At 65.7% G+C, this 16,669-nt stretch carries 8 protein-coding genes; 4 read left to right on the top strand and 4 right to left on the bottom strand.

Annotation, left to right across the window (positions count from 1 at the left end; all coding sequences use genetic code 11):
- Positions 1-61 precede the first annotated feature (61 nt).
- Complete coding sequence (gene rox, locus ACWDVB_RS31565; protein ID WP_451518161.1) at positions 62-1,498, bottom strand: rifampin monooxygenase; 1,437 nt, start codon at positions 1,496-1,498, stop codon at positions 62-64.
- A gap of 201 nt (positions 1,499-1,699) precedes the next feature.
- Between rox and ACWDVB_RS31560 the strand changes: the two genes are divergently transcribed.
- Both ACWDVB_RS31560 and ACWDVB_RS31555 read left to right on the top strand, forming a co-directional pair.
- Positions 1,700-2,563, top strand: a complete 864-nt coding sequence (locus ACWDVB_RS31560; RefSeq protein WP_451518160.1) for an endonuclease/exonuclease/phosphatase family protein — start codon at positions 1,700-1,702, stop codon at positions 2,561-2,563.
- A gap of 345 nt (positions 2,564-2,908) precedes the next feature.
- Positions 2,909-6,568, top strand: coding sequence for a hypothetical protein (locus tag ACWDVB_RS31555; RefSeq protein ID WP_451518159.1), 3,660 nt, complete (start codon positions 2,909-2,911; stop codon positions 6,566-6,568).
- Between the two features lie 351 nt (positions 6,569-6,919).
- Here the strand turns inward: ACWDVB_RS31555 and ACWDVB_RS31550 are convergent, their stop codons facing one another.
- Positions 6,920-7,747, bottom strand: a complete 828-nt coding sequence (locus ACWDVB_RS31550) for a hypothetical protein (protein WP_451518158.1) — start codon at positions 7,745-7,747, stop codon at positions 6,920-6,922.
- Between the two features lie 512 nt (positions 7,748-8,259).
- Here ACWDVB_RS31550 and ACWDVB_RS31545 point away from each other — a divergent pair.
- Complete coding sequence (locus ACWDVB_RS31545) at positions 8,260-9,201, top strand: PIN domain-containing protein (RefSeq protein WP_451518157.1); 942 nt, start codon at positions 8,260-8,262, stop codon at positions 9,199-9,201.
- Between the two features lie 22 nt (positions 9,202-9,223).
- Here ACWDVB_RS31545 and ACWDVB_RS31540 read toward each other — a convergent pair whose 3' ends face one another.
- A complete protein-coding gene (locus ACWDVB_RS31540; protein WP_451518156.1) occupies positions 9,224-10,654 on the bottom strand; it encodes a protein kinase domain-containing protein in 1,431 nt (476 codons plus the stop codon).
- A complete protein-coding gene (locus tag ACWDVB_RS31535) occupies positions 10,647-12,818 on the bottom strand; it encodes an AIPR family protein (RefSeq protein WP_451518155.1) in 2,172 nt (723 codons plus the stop codon). The genes ACWDVB_RS31540 and ACWDVB_RS31535 overlap by 8 nt, the downstream gene beginning before the upstream one ends.
- A gap of 1,574 nt (positions 12,819-14,392) precedes the next feature.
- Here ACWDVB_RS31535 and ACWDVB_RS31530 point away from each other — a divergent pair.
- The gene (locus tag ACWDVB_RS31530) at positions 14,393-16,462 is read left to right on the top strand and encodes a Shedu anti-phage system protein SduA domain-containing protein (protein WP_451518154.1); all 2,070 of its coding nucleotides are present in this window, start codon (positions 14,393-14,395) and stop codon (positions 16,460-16,462) included.
- Positions 16,463-16,669 lie beyond the last annotated feature (207 nt).

Raw genomic sequence — 16,669 nt, 5'->3', positions numbered from 1 at the left:
AGTCTGCACCTCCGCCGCCGCCATGGCGCGGATTATTCAGTGGGCGGGCTCCATCCACCCGTCAGCCGGCCGCCGCGCCGAACCACCTGGGCAGGTGGTCGAGCAGGTCCTGCTGGTCCTCGCCGGTCCACGCCACGTGGCCGTCGGGGCGTAGCAGTACCGCGGGCGGGTCCAGTTCCTCGCTGACGTCGATGACGTGGTCGATACGGTCCGCCCAGCCCTCCACCGAGAGCCGGCCGGTCTGGTCGAGCAGCAGGCCGCGGCCGCCGTGTGTCAGCTCGTAGAGGCGACCCTGCTTCAGGCGCAGGTCCCGCATTCGACGGCCGAGCAGATCGTGACCCGAGGCGGACGTCTCACCGAAGTCGTAGCGGACCTCGACCGCGGTGATCATCCCGGTCACGTACCGGTTCACCTCCTCGAAGTCCATCAGCTTCGCGAACAGCTCCCGCAGCGCGGTCGCACCCGGATCGGTGCCGAGGAGCGTGATCTGCGCGCGGGTGTTGTCCAGGACGGCGGCGCCCACCGGGTGCCGTTCGGTGTGGTAGCTGTCGAGGAGCCCTTCCGGCGCCCAGCCGTTGACCGCGGCGGCCAGCTTCCAGCCGAGGTTGAACGCGTCCTGGACACCGAGGTTGAGCCCCTGCCCACCGGTCGGCGGGTGGATGTGCGCCGCGTCGCCGGCCAGCAGCACCCGCCCGACCCGGTAGCGCTCGGCCTGCCGGGTGGCGTCGCCGAACCGGGAGAGCCAGCGCGGCGAGTGCACGCCGAAGTCCGTGCCCGCGACCGCCCGCAGCCGCTCCTTGAACTCCTCCAGGGTCGGCGCGGCCCGGTCCTCGGACACGCCGTCGGCGGGCACGACGACGCGGCACAACCCGCCCTCGCCCGGCGCGACGCCGAACCGCAGCTGGGTCTTGCGGACTTCCTCGACGACGGCGGCGACCGTCGCCGGGTCCTCGGTGATCTCCATGTCGCCCAGCAGCGTCTCGACCGTGGCGGGCTCGCCGGGGAAGCCGACCCCGAGCAGCTTGCGCACCGCGCTGCGCCCGCCGTCGCACCCGACGACGTAGCGCGAGCGCAGCCGCGTTCCGTCCGCCAGCTCGACGCTCACCCCGTCCTCGTCCTGGCTCAGCCCGACCAGTTCGCAGCCGCGCCGGATCTCCGTACCGAGTTCGAGGGCACGTTCGTTGAGCAGCCGCTCCGTGACCGGCTGCGGGGCGGCGACGCCGTACGGGTGGGCCGTGTCCAACCGGTCCGGCCACGGCTTCATGATGCCGCCGAAGAGCCCGCCGACCTGGAACTTCTCATTGTCGGCGAGGAACCGTTCCAGCAGCCCGCGCTGATCCATCACCTCGACGCTGCGCGCGTGCAGGCCCTGCCCGCGGGACTCCTTGGTCGGCTCGGTCAGTCTCTCCAGCACGACCACCCGCACGTCGTGCAACCGCAACTCGGCGGCCAGCATCAAGCCGGTCGGTCCGCCGCCGACCACGATCACATCAATCATCGGAGCATCCATTCAACGAGGCGTCGCAAGTCTGTCTTTTTGCAGGTCAGTGGCCTGGCCACTGGCCTGAGACGGAGCATTCTGCGGCACGACGGGGGCCTTGCCGCAAGCCCCCCGGTGCGCTATACATTGAGAGTGGCAAGGAGGGCTCGACCTCCTTGCTTTTTTGTTTTCGCCGCGCGCCGCGCAGGCGGGGAGGCGATGGTGCGCAGAAGAGGCACGCAGGTGTTGGCGGGCGCCATGACGCTGGCCAGCGTGGTGCTCGTCGGCCCCAGTACGCCGAGCGGTCCCTTCTTCGCCGGGTCACTGCCCGCCGAAGCCGCCAGGGATGTCGTACCGAACCGCGTCATGACGTGGAACATCTGCAACCCCTGCGACGCGAGCAATGTGGGCCGGGCGGCGGAGATCGCCACGTACGCACCCCAGGTCATCGGCCTGCAAGAAGCGTGCGTGCGTGACGTCGAGAGGATGCGGGACCATCTGGAGAGCATCTACGGGCTGACCTACCACGTCGAGTACGGGCTGGTTCTTCGGAACCGGGGCCGCTGCGGAGGATGGCCGTGGCGCCCGGAGGCCTTCGGCCAGGCGATCCTCTCGGCGGCGCCGATGACGGACCGCGTGAACGTGGAGTACCCCGACGGCGGATCCGAGGACCGTGGCTACATGGCCGTGACCACCACGGTGGGCGGCCGGTCCGTCCGGGTCTTCAACACGCACCTCGCCCAACGACGTCAGGAAGCGGTCCGGGCGGACCAGACCGGCGTACTCGCCGCGGAAGTCGCCCGGCACGACCGCGCGATCGTCCTCGGCGACTTCAACGCCGTGCCGGACGCCTCCGAACTCACCGGAATATGGGCACTGGCCACGGACACGGACCCCCAGTGCCATCCCTCGCCCACCGGCACCGGCACTGATACCGGTATCTGCGAGCCGACCACCGATTGGCACAGCAAGTTCGATTACGTCTTCCTGCGGGACATCGTCCCGCTCGAACACGGCGTGCATCCCACCCCGTACTCGGACCACCACCTGCTGCACACGGACGTGGACCTGTCGGACGGGTGAGGCCTGGCACCCATTGTGACCGAGAACTTTAGTTGGCGAATCATGGACCGAGACGCGCAGGTCGGGAGCGCGTGGAGAATCCTTGTTGGCAAATCATGAGAGGCATAGTTGGCGAATCATGAGCTTGGATTCTCACTGTGAGTGAGTGACGGGGTGAGCCGGTTCCTCGTCGGCGATGCCGAGCGCCTGGTGAACTCGATCCCGTAGGCGCCGGACGTTCGGGGTTGGGAAGAGGCGTCCGTTGTCAGTCTTGGGCGCTACCGTGACGCACGGAGGCGCTTGTTGCTGGTCGCAGTGATTTCTTCGGCTGCATCAAGGATCGTCCGCCAGCCCTAGGAGACGTGCATGACCGCTGCCCGCTTGACCGGCCGCCCTTGGCACGATGTAGATGGCCCCGTGCTTGTCGCGTCGGCAGCCGCTCTGCAGTTGATTCCTCAGAACATTCCGCGCCTTGTGAGGCTTCAGCGCCTTGCTTCCATCGGGGCGTGCCTCCCCAGTCGTCCGGATGCACCCCGGCTGTCACCCAGCAAGCTCCGAGCGCTGCTCAAGGATCCCCTGGTTAGCGGCTCTCAGATCCGTGCCCAAGAAGACTTGTACGACGACCTGTACACCGCCGAGGTTTCCTTCCACGGCGGGCCATGTCTCGTCGCGCAAGGACTGACATCACGGTGTGCTCACACCCTCGATCTCATGCTGCGGAGCATCCTCGGGCCTGATGGACAGGCTGGATTGCCGGCGCAGTTGGTCAAGGAGACACAGTTGTGGGCGCACACGGCATTGAGGTTGAGCGACGCCATGCTGCGTCGGGCCGGGCTTCACCGGGGTATCGCTCCGCCGGAGCGACACAGTGACGAGGTGTTCGTTCCGGGAGAGAAGACCCTCACCGCCCTGCGGGAAGCCGTCCGCTATCGCTTCACGGACCTGTCTGACCTGCTGCCGGCCAGTTCCGCCGATCTCCTCGCTGGATGGGGTATCCGGCCAGGCGAGCACACGCTCACCACGGGACCAGGGCCGGACGATGGACTCGTAGTCAAACCTCTTCTCCTCATGGAAGATGGCTTGATCGTCGCAAATCCAGCCGAACTGGTTACGGCGCTGCGCCATGAACTCATCGTTCAAGCCGGGTTGCACGAATGCCGACCCCAGCTTGCGCGCCTACTGCGCGATCAGACGATGAGAGACACCAGCCGCCTTTTGACGTTGTGTGGTGCGGTCCCGACAGGGCCGGCTCAACAGGTGGGTGACGACCTGATCACCCGCCGCACCTTCACGTTCGCTGAGGACAAGATCCTCGACCTTGCCGTGGTCATGGATGACCTGTCCGACTACGACGAGACCAATCCGGCAGGTCACTGGCCCATCCGGGATCTTGGTCTGCGGGTGCAGAACGTCATTGACCCTGTCGGCCCGCCTCTTCCCGAGGACGCGTGCACTCTTCGCCTCATCATCAACGAAGGCGTGGGCCGATCCTCGTTCTTGGGACTCGCGGACCAGCGTCGCACCGGCCCGGTCGTCGTGACCTCTCTCAGCGACCTTCAGGTCATGGCAGAGCTGGATGGCTCAGACCCCTTGTTCCTATGGCGATTTGCGCAAGCGGAAACGGAGTTGCACGAGACGACTCGTGTGCAGTCGTGGAGCGCACTGGACAACTACGGGCTCTTCCGGAGCTGTGAGTACAGCTACTACGTGTCAGACGACGCGAGACCTACGATGCTTCTCGTCGAACAGGACCACTCTCGAGCGCTGCGCATTGAAGTTCAGCAACGCTACGACCGTCATGACGTTCCCAGCCCGCAGAGGCCTGTCTTCGTGCCGGTGGTCTCCGTATACGGCACGTCTACTGCGCCGATCTATCGACCTCTTTCAGACGTGCCCGAGGTGGGGAGACTCGTCGAAGTCTCAGACGTAAATGTGTGGTTGGGTGCTGGCGACCATGAGGTTGCCGACGGGCTGGAGGGTTTCCATCACCTGACGGTAGAAGCAGCAGCCTTCTGGACCTGGCAGATTTCCACCGCCCGCCCCGAGCTCTTGCCGCTAGCCGCGTCTACGGGCGAGCTGTACGTGAGCCTTTCCTTCGACAATCCCTCAGCGTGGCGGGCTGCGTTGGACGGCAATCCTGGTACAGAAAGTGAACGTCCCTGGGTCGGCGTCCGTGGCGCCGAACCTGGGCTCGTCGATCTGCGCCTCTACTCGGAGGGCATGGCCAGCCTTCTCGCAGACGCAAATGGAGCCGACCGCATCCTGCTACGAGCCCTGCTTGGAGGCATCACGCAAACCGCCGGATTGGCTGACGAGGATCTTGACGCGCTCGTCGATCAACTGGCGCCCGAGGGTCCCAAACAGATGTTGCACGTCGAACTGAACCCACGCCTTCCGCTGCGCCCCGGTCCACTCCCTAGGGCTCGACTGGTACAACCTGCCGCTTCCGCCACGGTTCTTGACGAACTGGGTCGGTACCTCGATAGCGCCGGTACGTCAGTGGGGACCATCCCCTCGGAGAAGCGTACCCAGGTTCTGCAGAAGGTCGTGGGGCACTACTTCGCGCTCATCGAGGATATGGTGGCCGGTCTGGCGGCCGAGGGACTCGTCGAGTCGCTGATTTTGCGGCACGAAGCGCTCCTGTACGACGAGGCCTTCAATGACCAGATCCTCCCATCGCGCATCGCCTGCTTCGGAGAGGCAAGCCAGCCGGCCGAGAACCTTGTCAGGACCACCAAGCGCCAAGTGGAAGCTGCTCAGGCCAGCCGATTCCTCATCGAATACGTCGCTGCCCAACCTCCCAGTGGAGACTCGTCACTCACCCTGGACACGTACGACCACCTCATGGCGTTGTCTGCAGAACTCATCTCTCGTGCCACTCTCTCGGAAGCCATTCACCACGACTTCTCAGAGGCTCAACTTGCCTTATTGGCCTCCGGCCGACTCGGTGTCTCCCGCGGCGACCAATACGAATCAGGCTCCAACGCCCTTGCTACAGCCCGAGCAGAGGCACTCCTGCTTACGGCACCGACTCGTCATTCCCACCGGGGATCCGAGCCCCAAGGGCCCACCGCACCGGTAGAAGAAGCAATGGTCGCCGAGTTCGGCTTCTCTCTCACCGACTTGGCCCAGGGTGTCGGCGAGGTCATCGCTCTGGGGGATGAACGCTGCCAGTCAGAGCCCTACACCCTTGCAGAGTCGGTTGTTGCCGATCACTTGTCCACGACGCTGCACTGGGAACATGAGAAAGCGCAGACCTTCCTCGATCGGCTCACACTGCGTCCCCGGGCCAAGTTCCTTTCTGTCAACTCCGATGCGTGGCCGTGGCGCTACAACCGTGAATGGTCGTACGTTCGACGCCCGCTTATCCGTGTGGGCGCAGGGGACGGCTCTCAACTCGTCTGGGGAGCCAGACACACTTGGAGCAGTGGCTCGTATTGGGTCAACCTCATCTACTCCGGACGATTGCGCAGCACATCATCAGCGATGAAGAAACTGCTGGGAGTGATTCGGCAGGACGAGAACAAGGCCTTCGAAGCGCATGCCGTCGAAACACTCAGGGCTGGAGGCTGTTCCATCGCTGTCAGGGGTGTCTCTAAAATCGCGAGACGTAGACTCGTGTCGGCCGAGGGGCACGATCTGGGCGACATCGATGCGCTTGGTATCAACGCGGCTAGACGTGTGATCATCGTTATCGAAGCCAAGGATTTCGAGATGTCACGTAATCCGACCGAAATGGCCAACGAAGCCGATGCGCTATTGCGCGGCGACAAAAGTGCTCTCTTCAAACTTGGTCGCCGCACAGCGTGGGTACGCCAGAACCTTGGGGCAACGTTGACTCACTTCCTCAGGGATCGCGATACCACCAGCTGGACCGTTACATCCGCCATCGTCACCAGCAGGGATCTCATGGCTCCCCGAGTGCTTGCCTCCAGCGTGCCAGTAGTCCCTATCGGCGAATTCGAGCAGTGGGTCGCCGCAGAGCTTGTTCGGGGCAAGCGAGGAAATGGGCGACGCCGCTCTTGATCTGGACCCCTATGTATGGGATCGAGGGGGCGCCGTCGAAGCGGACCGGCAGGCGGTCGAGGGTGCTGTCTGAGGTTCACCCTACGTGCGGTGGTTACTTTCATCGGATGGCCAGGGGTTCTCGGTTTTCAGGTGCGTTCGGACGTTGCCTGGTCAGTGTGGTGCTTCCATTCGAACGGTGGGCTGAGGTAGCCGAGCCGTTTCTGGCTGTGCCGGGAGTTGTAAAAACCGTCCATCTACCCGAACAGCGCGATGCTCGCCTCCGTCGTGGATGAGACTCGTTGAGCTTGGCTCTGACCGCAATTCCGTGAATGATCTTCGGATCCGCCGGCCCGGGGCATCACGCTCCTACTATCGGCCGAAGGGCTGCGGCGCGACGACCTCTGTCGGCATGGTGTGGGCGCCAGTGAGGTCTTCGACCACGGCGAGGTCGAGTTCGGCGGCACGCTCCCACATGTACATCTGCTGCTCAGGGGTCAGGCCCAGCGCCTCGTCAGAGGCGATGAGTTGGAGAGCGGCGGCGGCTAGTCCGGGCGCAGCCGCAGCCACGGCCTGGCGCATGGCCTCGTCGGCGGCGTCGGCCGCGGGCAGGTCAGCGGCGTAGTGCGCGGCCATCCCGTGGACCTCGACCGCCCGAGCGCTGATCCGCTCCAGGGCGGCGTTCGCGCAGGTATCGCCCTGGTCGGCGCGCAGCACGGGGTCCACCCGGTGGTGGACCGACGTCGCAGCGGCCGGTCGCGGCGGTGCGTGCTCGGGACCGGGTTCCTGCGCGGGCTCGGGGAGGGCGGCTGCAGCGACCCTCGTTGAGCGGCTGCGCAGCTTGTCCACGCGTTGGCGCACCCAGGCGTTGATGCGTGGGCGGGCGGCGTCGATGCCGCGGGTCGCCGCGGCATAAACGAGGTCCCCCAAGAAGAGGGTCACCTCGCGGGCAAGGGCGTCAATGAGGTAGCGGCGGAACTCGCCGTCGTGGGATCGGTGGTCGTAGCCGTCGTGGTAGCCGTCGGCGTACCGGTCGGGGGCGTCGAAGAGTTCGGCCTGGCCGATGAGCGAGTTGTCCCGGTCGTCGCGTACGTTGCCGCGCATCCCGTTGGAGGAGGCGCGGGAGTAGTCGAGGTGGGTGCCGGCGGGATACACGGCCTCCACCAGCCTGCGGTTCGGCGGCCGTTCGTTGTCAGACATGGAAGCACTGTAGAAGGCGGCACTGACAGCACGGGGTCGAAGCCCATCGCGTGAGCGACGCCGAAGGCGCCTTTGACGGGGAGCCCCGGCCGGACACTAAGGAGGCGGCGACTCTGCCACTGAGAACACCGCCGTCTTCCGATCGGGAGCAGGAGCTCGGGAGGCCAAGCCAGAAGTCGAAGATCATTCACGAAATCGGGGCCAGAGCCTTGATTTTCCCCACCCGGTGCTCACGGGTTCCCCAGACTTGCTCTCCTTGATTCCTCACCTGGGGGCCCCGACTTGCGGACCTATGCCGCACGGTTCTCACAACCCGGGGCACCGCTAACGACCGTGTCATGAGCCCTCGCCTCTGGAATCGACCATGGAGGATGGTCTCTGCTGGTTTAACGAGCGTCAGGGTGCGGCAGACCCGCGGATCTCGGTGGCCGCCTGCCGGGATCGGCTGCCACGATGTGGCTGGCGAAGCCGCCCGCAACGGTGCGGCAGCCCGAGAGACGAGGGAGTTGTCCATGCTGCTGCGGCCAGGGGTCACCTGTGAGAAGGCGATCAGGTTCCTCGACGATCTGGTCCAGGGCGGGCTCAACGACGTCCGCAACTCCGTCCCGCACTTCGCCCAGCCGACGCTGGCGGGCGTGGAGCCCTCGAAGCTGGCCGGGCCCGACCTGGTGGTGACGCTGCGGCAGTACGCCCAGTGGACCGCGACGACCGCCCGGCAACTGGCGGGTGTCTTCGCCGACCCCGCAGTACCGGCGCGGCTGCGCGACGAGCACTACAGCCACATCATGCACAGTCCCCTGACGCCCTACCGAACCGCGCTGCTGCTGCACTGGGAGTTGGACGAGCTGGCGACGTACTTCATTGAACTGCAGAACCGGATGCGGCGGACCGTGGAGGACTACTGCAGCTACCGGGAGCGTGTGCTGGTCCTGGACGCGAACACCCTGCTGCACTGTCAGCGCTTCGACAAGATCCCGTGGTCTCGGGTGTGCGGGAAGGGCCCGGCGACGCTGGTGATCCCGCACGTGGTGGTGGAGGAGATCGACACCAAGTCCTACTCCGACGGCAGCGAGAAGATCAGGAAACGAGCGCGTGGGGTCTACGAGTTGCTGGGCGACGTCCTCAAGGGCCTGTCCAGCGACGGCCGCTTCGAACTGCACGACGGCACCGAGGTCCAGGTCCTACGCGACGAGCTTGGGCACCGACGCCTGCCGAACAACGACGACGAAGCCGTGGCCCGCGCGGCCCACCTGCAGCAGGCCATCGCACCGCGCCAGATCACCGTCATCACGCGCGACAACGGGATGCGCGGCAAGGCCATGACCTGGTGCCTGCCGTGGGACTTTCCACCGGACAAGTACCTGATCCCCGAGGACGGCTTCGGTGCGAAGTACCGCGAGGCGAACCTTGCGAGCATCAGCGTCGACGTCCCCGAGGACGGTGACGACACCTAAGCGCGGGGTTGCCCCGGCCCCATCAGATGGACCGGCCGCCCGGCGGCCGCCGACGAATCGCGATGAGAGCCTCGCGCGCCTGGTTTGCCAGGGCAGAATCCGGACCATGCTTGCCTACCAAGTCGTTGTACAGGCTGCTCAACTCCTGTACCGACTCTGCGAAGCGGTGCACATCGCGCAGCAACAGCCCTGCCTGCAGGCGCACCTCAAGAACGACGGTGTCCGTGGGTGCGTGATGGGCGCGCAACTGGGCCAGTTCGCGTTGGAGATCGCCCAGCGCGCGTTGATGTTGGCCGAGTCCGATCCGGCAACGGGCGGCCTGGATGCGGCAGGTCAGGGCATCCTCGGCACCCTGCACGCCGAGGAGGTCGAACTCATGAGCTAGGGCCTCGTAGACCGACAGCGCCTCGCTCAGCCGACCTGCCTCGAACAGAGCCCGCGGTGTTCCCAGGCGGTCGGTGTGACCGTCCGTACTGACCGGCTCGGGGGGCACATGGCGAACGCCCCTCGACGCGACTGCCGGGATTCGAGGTGTGTCGGGGCCGGGCATAAGGACCGGGGGCACCGTCAAGGTCGGCAGTCCAGGGAAGGAGAGGTACCCGTGATGTTGGTGCGGCAGGTGGCCCAGGAGCTCGTCCATCACGTGGCGGGCGCTGTTGGGGCGCGCATCGGCGCGCTTGGCCAACAGGCCGAGGACGAGCCGTTCGAGTCGCGGGTTGACGTTCGCACGGTGGCTGCGTAGTGGTGCAGGTTGCTGGAGCACATGCGCACACATCAGGTTCACGACGTTGCCCCCGTCGAACGGCCGCTCACCCGTCAGGAGCTCGTACAGGACTACGCCCAGGGCGTAGAGGTCGGTCTGGGGCGTGATGTGACCCGCATCGAACTGCTCTGGAGCCATGTAGTGCGGGCTGCCGATGATCTGTTGGGGCTTCGTCAGGCGGGTGGGTGCATCCAGGCCTAGGGCCATGGCGATGCCGAAGTCCAGGACCTTCACGGTGCCGTCGACCGCGATCATGATGTTGGCTGGCTTGATGTCACGGTGGATCACGTGGACATCGTGCGCGTGGTGCAGAGCGGCACATATGTGCAGTGCCAGACACGCGGCCCACACGGGAGGCACACTGCCGGAAGTGTCGATCACTCGCTTCAGGGAAATGCCCTGCACGAGCTCCATGACCATGAACATGCGGTCTGCGGTGCCGTCCAAGAAGGCGTCGTATACCTGGGGGATGCCCGGGTGATGCAACTGCGCCGTCACGCGCACCTCCCGGCGGAAGCGCTCCACGACGGCGTCGCCATCACGGTGGGCAGCGAGGTTGTCAAGGATGAGTTTGACGGCGACATCGCGCCCCAGGGTCAGGTCGTTGGCGCGCCAGACCTGGCCCATCCCGCCTTCCTCGATCGACTCACGCAGCGCGTAGCGCTTGGCGATGATCCGTGGCTCAGGCACCGTTCGTGCCGTCCCCCCGCCTCACTTCTCCGCCGATTTCGCCCGAGTGCGGCTCGGTGCTCCGGGCCTCGTGCCACAGCTCCAGCGCAAGCTCGCTCAATGTGGGGCCGCCGGGCAGGGCCCACTGCGTGCTGGCCTGCACCGCGAGCGGGGCGTCGTCCCAGCCAGCCTGCCGCCACATGTGCAGGATCAGGCCGGCCGGGGAATAACGCGCTCCGTCAGCCGCCCACAGCAGGGGCTTGGCCATGTCGTTAGTCCATGTCGCCATGAACCGGTTCGGGTCGGCGTTCAGCCACTCCCCGATTGCCTCGTCCTCCCGGGGCCTGGGGTGATACATGAGCTGGGTGCCGTCCTGCAGCCGGTGCTGATCGACCAGGACTCGCGTCGGGTTGGGACGCCGCCCGCGACGTGGCTCGGTGGAACGCTGGTAGGAGGCAAGTTGGGGGTAGTGCCCCTGGCCGTTGAACGAGGCCAGGACTGCTGCCGCCAGTTCCCGGGAGGCGGCCGCCTGTGTGAAGGTGCGCGAGACGAAGCTGTGCGGCCCGTACTGCCGGTCGACTTCGGAGATGAGATGGGCCAGGGTCTGCGCGGTGAGTTCCGGAGCCGCATTCAGTGCGGGCTGCCAGTCTGCGTCTAGGTCGTCGATCGCCTCAGTGTCTGCGCGCTGGAACACAAGATGGGCCACCAGGAGTACGCCGCTCTCTGCGATCGCGGCGGCGCGGCCGGGCAAGGTCGCCGAGAGGTCGTGGACGGTCTGCTGCACCGTACGCAGCAGCTGCACCGAGCGCCAGATCTGCACGGCGTTGGGCGGCTCCGCAAACAGCTGCGTATAGCCGCCCTCCGGGGCAGATTGCCACAGGAAATCGGTGGAGGCGCGAGCCCCTGCGGCCATCCGCGCGTCGGGATGGGCGCAGGCCAGCGCAGTGGCTGCTTCCAGCACGGTGCAGCCTGCATCGGGCGCGGGCTCAAGCTCTCCGCGCTTGATGACGTAGTCCTTGTCCAGGGTGATTCGGAAGTCGTCGCGAATGTACGCCTGCGCCTGGTCCAGCGCGATGAAGTCGCGCTGCTCTACATGGTTTTGGGTATTGGTGGCCACCGTGACCGAGTTGGCGAACCCTGGCGGGGTCTGTCCGATGGTGATGATCCGCACCATCACCTTGGCCTCCGCGAGCGTCTGCGGATCGTCCGCGAAGGCGCGGTATAGCGCTGCCACGGTCTGTGCGCCGTTGACGATCTGCGCGTCGGTCATGGTGAGGCGCACCGGCGCGCCCTGGGCGCGGCGGCCGAAGTACTCAGCGATGGTCGACTCGCACAGCACCGTGATGCCGTTGTTGAAATACCAGAAGTGCTCAGGGCTTTTGGCCAGGCTGTCATCAAGTGTGGCGTTGACGGATGTGTGCCCCAGCGGGCGGCGTACGTTCACGTTGAACAGTTCTGCGCCGTGAAGCTCGTACCAATGGGCGATCTCGTCTGCGGTGACCGTACCGACGTGGGAGGGATAGGGCAGATCTTGCCCGAACCAGCCGTCGGTGAAGGTAGCGGTCACGATCAGCGGCTGCGGCGCCACGTCCTGGCGGATAGCGGCGTACAGGTCGCTGCTCGCCAGCACCCTCAGATCGGTGCGAGTGTCCAGGTCGGCGGATTCCCCGTGGATTAGCTGCAGGGCACGAGTCGCTGGTGCTGCCGGTCCCATAACGGCAGCGACGAGGTGAACCTGGGGCGTTGGCTGGGCGAGCACGTGGCGGATCCGGTCAGCGAAGGCCTGAAACCGGGCGTTGAAGCGATCGAAGTCCAAGTTGTCCAGCATCCGGAAGGCATGGAGGAGCTTGGAGGCGTCGGAGGACGTGAACCGGGCAGTGCCCTGGTCACTCCACTTGGCCTGAATGAGCCACAACTCGCCGGTTGCCGGTGACGTGGCCACGGCATCGATGCCGAAGTCATCGGCCCCGTCAGTGACAGCGGCGGCCGCCTCCTGCGAGGTGCAGTCGGTTGTGATCCGCACGGCCTTCGCCGCCAGGGCGCGGGAGAAGAACACGGTCTCGCGGTTTCGGGCGAACTCGCCGTCCCCCAGCTCGATCAACCCGTCGAACTCGCTCGCGAGGGCCTGCCGGACCTGCCGCACTTGCAAGGGCGTGGCCGCCTCCGGGTTGCTCCCTGCCGTCACGCCCTACCTCCGTCCGATGGTGATCCCAGCACTATACGAACGAGGACGCGCGTGGGTTCGTGAGAGTTCCCCAGCGGATCTGACAACTCAGTTGACGCTCTCCCGTACTGGCCGCACCGCTCCACCCGCCTTCCGCGCGGCCACGCGGTCCCCGGCCCTGCCGGGGGCCGGGGGAGCGTGTCCGCGTGAGCGAGATCCTCAGCTACCTGGCCGCAGCCCTGCCCGCGGACGTGTCCGCCGGGGCGAGGCTCGGCTCCTCGCGCTGCAGTGCGCCCTGCGTATGAACGCGTACATGCATGTCGAACTGAGTGCGGGCCTGCTGCGCAGCCTTCGTATCGACGCGGAGGAGGCGTGCCATGAGTTGGAGCGCGCGCAGTGGCTGAGCGTGGTGAACGGCCGGGGTGGCTACGGAGCTTCGCGATGCGACGCTGCTCGCCCAATCGCCGGCCCGCCCTGATCGGCGGCGCGCGGCCGACTGGGCATTGCGCATCGGGTGCCCTGCCGGGGTCGGTGCGGAGAGCCGCACCTGTGACTGTCGGGCGTCTATCTCGCGGCGCGCAGCGATCCATCCTCGGGAGAGGGACTGAGTAAATGCGACCGGATCATCAGCGACTGCGGCCTGCGCGATCAAGGATTCCACTGTGTGCTCAGCCGTCTGACGGCGAACGGCGTTCTGAACGAGTGGCGGATCTGCCCGCATTCAGGCGACGTGCATTGAACGCTGACGCCGGGGCGGTGACTGGCGGCACGCTGTCTACGATTTCGGCCGCTCGCTAAGCGCGATACCTCGCGAACTGGGCCTGAAGCGAAGCACCGTGGCCAAGTACGAGCGCGCTGCCTCCTGGCAGGAGTGCGTACGGCGCACTCCGCCTAGCCTCGCACTTCGCAGGTCACCCGTTAGTGACGCCTGGGCGCATGATCGCCGCCCGTTCCCGACCGGTATCAAGCGGGCCGTGATACACGCACGCTCGGGCCGATCGCCGTCCGATCGGCCGTGACCACTTGATCTTCACGATCGGGTGACCTGCGAAGTACGGGCCTAGCCGGTCCACGAGCCTTGAGCCGTATCTGGAGTAATGCGTCAACACTGGGAGGAAGGCGAGCACACCGCGACAGTGCTGCACCAGGAGGTCGTGGCCAAGGACTATGGCGGCCAGTACCAGAAAGTCAAGATGGCCCTTGCGCCCCCTTCGTCGCGGTCTGCCGATCGACACACCGCGCGAGCGGACCACACTCGCCCCGCCCAGTCGCCCCGTGGATCACTACCCCGTTCAACTCCGTTTTCAATGAAGGCCGGATCACGGATCTGAAGCTCCAGAAACGGATCACGGCCGGTCGCGCCGGGGTTCCAGTCCTCCGCCACCACGCCATCCTCATGACCGGACTCCGGCGCCGCTACCCGTGACACTTCCTCACGGGTAGCGGCAGTGTCGGCGAGTGTGACGACTCGTACGGATTGCCTCCCCCGCACCTGGAGGCGGTGCGGATAGAGCGAGTGTGGGTGTCAGCGTGTTCGGCGAGGTGAGAGTCGCAATGGTCCGGCGCCCTGCTGCCTAACCGTCCATTCTGGACGCATGACTTCCACCGATCCCGTCAGAGCGAGCGAGCCGCCGACCATCACAGCGGTGACACGACGTGACATCATCAAGTACCTCCGCGGGATCTCGCGCCCCTGGTGGGGCGAACTGGACGAGGTCACCTTCCTGGAGGGCCTCTACGACCTCGACCGAACTCCAGTCGGCGACAGTCAGCTTCCGACTGTCCGCGCCGATATCCAGCAGCACCGGTTCAACAACGATGACCTTCCCGACGACTGGATCTTCGAGGACTCCCGCTTGGAGCTCTCCGACGGGCCGGACGAGGTACTGCTCAGCTTTCTGGCACGGGTGGTCCACCCTGAAGTGGCGGCTGACGTCGAGGAGGCCACAAAACACGTCGACGAACTGAACCAGCTTCTGGCGCCGGACGGATGGGGTCTGCGTGCGCACGAGTTCCTCTCGGGCCGTCCCCTGTATAAGCCGGTACGAGTTCCGCCTAGTGGCCCGTTGGTCCCGCTGCCGCTTGAGGACGAGGACGCGGGCAAACTCGACCTGGTCCTCGGCCAGACCTTCAGCCTCCTGGACTGCGCTGGCGAGGAGACCTCACGTGACCTACTCCGCACCGCGGTCCTGACCCTCCGTCGTGACGGCGGCTTCTTCCATCCCATACCTGGTGACAATTGGACGGATGCCACCTACGAGGCGGTCCTGACGGTGGAGCGCGAGCTTCTGCCCACCTGCACCCCGGAGGCGAAGGAGGTGGTCTGGCAGACACTGCGGTCCGTGCTCATCCAGCTCGGGCGCATCGAAGTCCAGGACCTCGTGGTCGAAGGCGACACCCGCCCGCTGCCCAACATCCCACCGGACTGGCGGACCCAGGCCGCAGCGCCCGCCACCCCCACCGTTCGAGGCCTTCGGCTCCCCTTCTCCACCACCGAGTTCGATGTCACTCGCAGGGACTTCACCGACCTAGAGATCCGCGGTTCGCAGGACAGCAGCGGGTTCCACTACCTCTACGACACCCGCGCCAGCCGGATGATCACAGACTTCGTCCTCGACGACCGTCCGCAGGTAGCGACTCTGTGCAACATCACCATCATCAAGAAGGGTGACACCTTCACGCCGAGGATCAAGCTCTGGAAGAAGGACAAGAAGAAGGCTGGGGAAGTCTCCACCACGCAGACAGTGCCTGAAACCGGGACCACGCGGGCCGTCAAAGCGCTCGTCGACACCGGGGACGTCCACGAGAACTTCTGGAAAGTCATCAACTTCCTCCAGGGCTGCTCCGGCCTGAGCACACCCGGCAGTTCCCTCCAGCTCGTGGTCGGCGACGAGGCCCAACTGGCCCATCTGCTGACCGGCCAGGACCGGACGACGGTTCTCGGTGCGGTCAGGACAGCCATCGGCGGCGGGCTCACAGAGGAGGACATCCGGCTGATCAGCAACCGCAAGGAACAGCTCCAGAGGTTCGAACGACTGCTGACCGATCCGGACTACTTCCAGCATGAGGAGAGCCTGGCAACGACACGCGGTGCAGAGGCGGTCTGGCAGGCCTTCTTCGAGGCGAATCAGTGGATATTCGGCTACGGCCTCAACCTCATCGCCTGCGAATCCATCAACGACGGCAAACTGGAACGCATCACCACCGGCGCCAACATCTTCGGCGGAACCGGGAAACGCATCGACGCCATTATGCGGTCCAAGGGCCTGATCAGCAGCATGATCTTCTGCGAGATCAAGACCCACGAAACCGAACTGCTCTCCAAGACCCCGTACCGCACGGGCGTCTACCAGGCATCCAAGGAACTCGGCGGCGGTGTGGCGCAGGTGCAAAAGACGGCCAGCAAGGCCCAACAGCTCATCTCCAGCCAGTTCCTCACCCGGATTTACGAGGAAGACGGCACCCCAACAGGTACCGAACTGTCCACCACCCGCCCGCGACAGGTCGTGGTGATCGGGTGCCTGCGCGAGTTCACCCACAACGGCGATGTGAACCCGGAGAAGATGAGTTCCTTCGAGCTGTACCGGACATCCATCCAGGACGTCGAGGTAATCACGTTCGACGAACTCTACGAGCGGGCCTGCTTCATCGTGGCGGATCACTGAGGCGGAGGAGGACCCGGCGAGATTTGGGGATCAAGCCGATCTCCTGGGCCACGTGCTCGCGTAGCCAGCCGTGGACGCGTCAGTCTCCTCCGTGGCGCCGCGCAGGATGACGAAGGCGACGAGGGCCTGGCCCGTGGTGGAACAGACCGCGTCGCGAGCAGCGATTCCGGTGATCGATGTGAAAACGGCACGACACGCTTCCCGCCG

The sequence above is a fragment of the Streptomyces sp. NPDC003379 genome (assembly GCF_053589195.1).
This window is presented reverse-complemented; position numbering and strand designations above follow the sequence as displayed.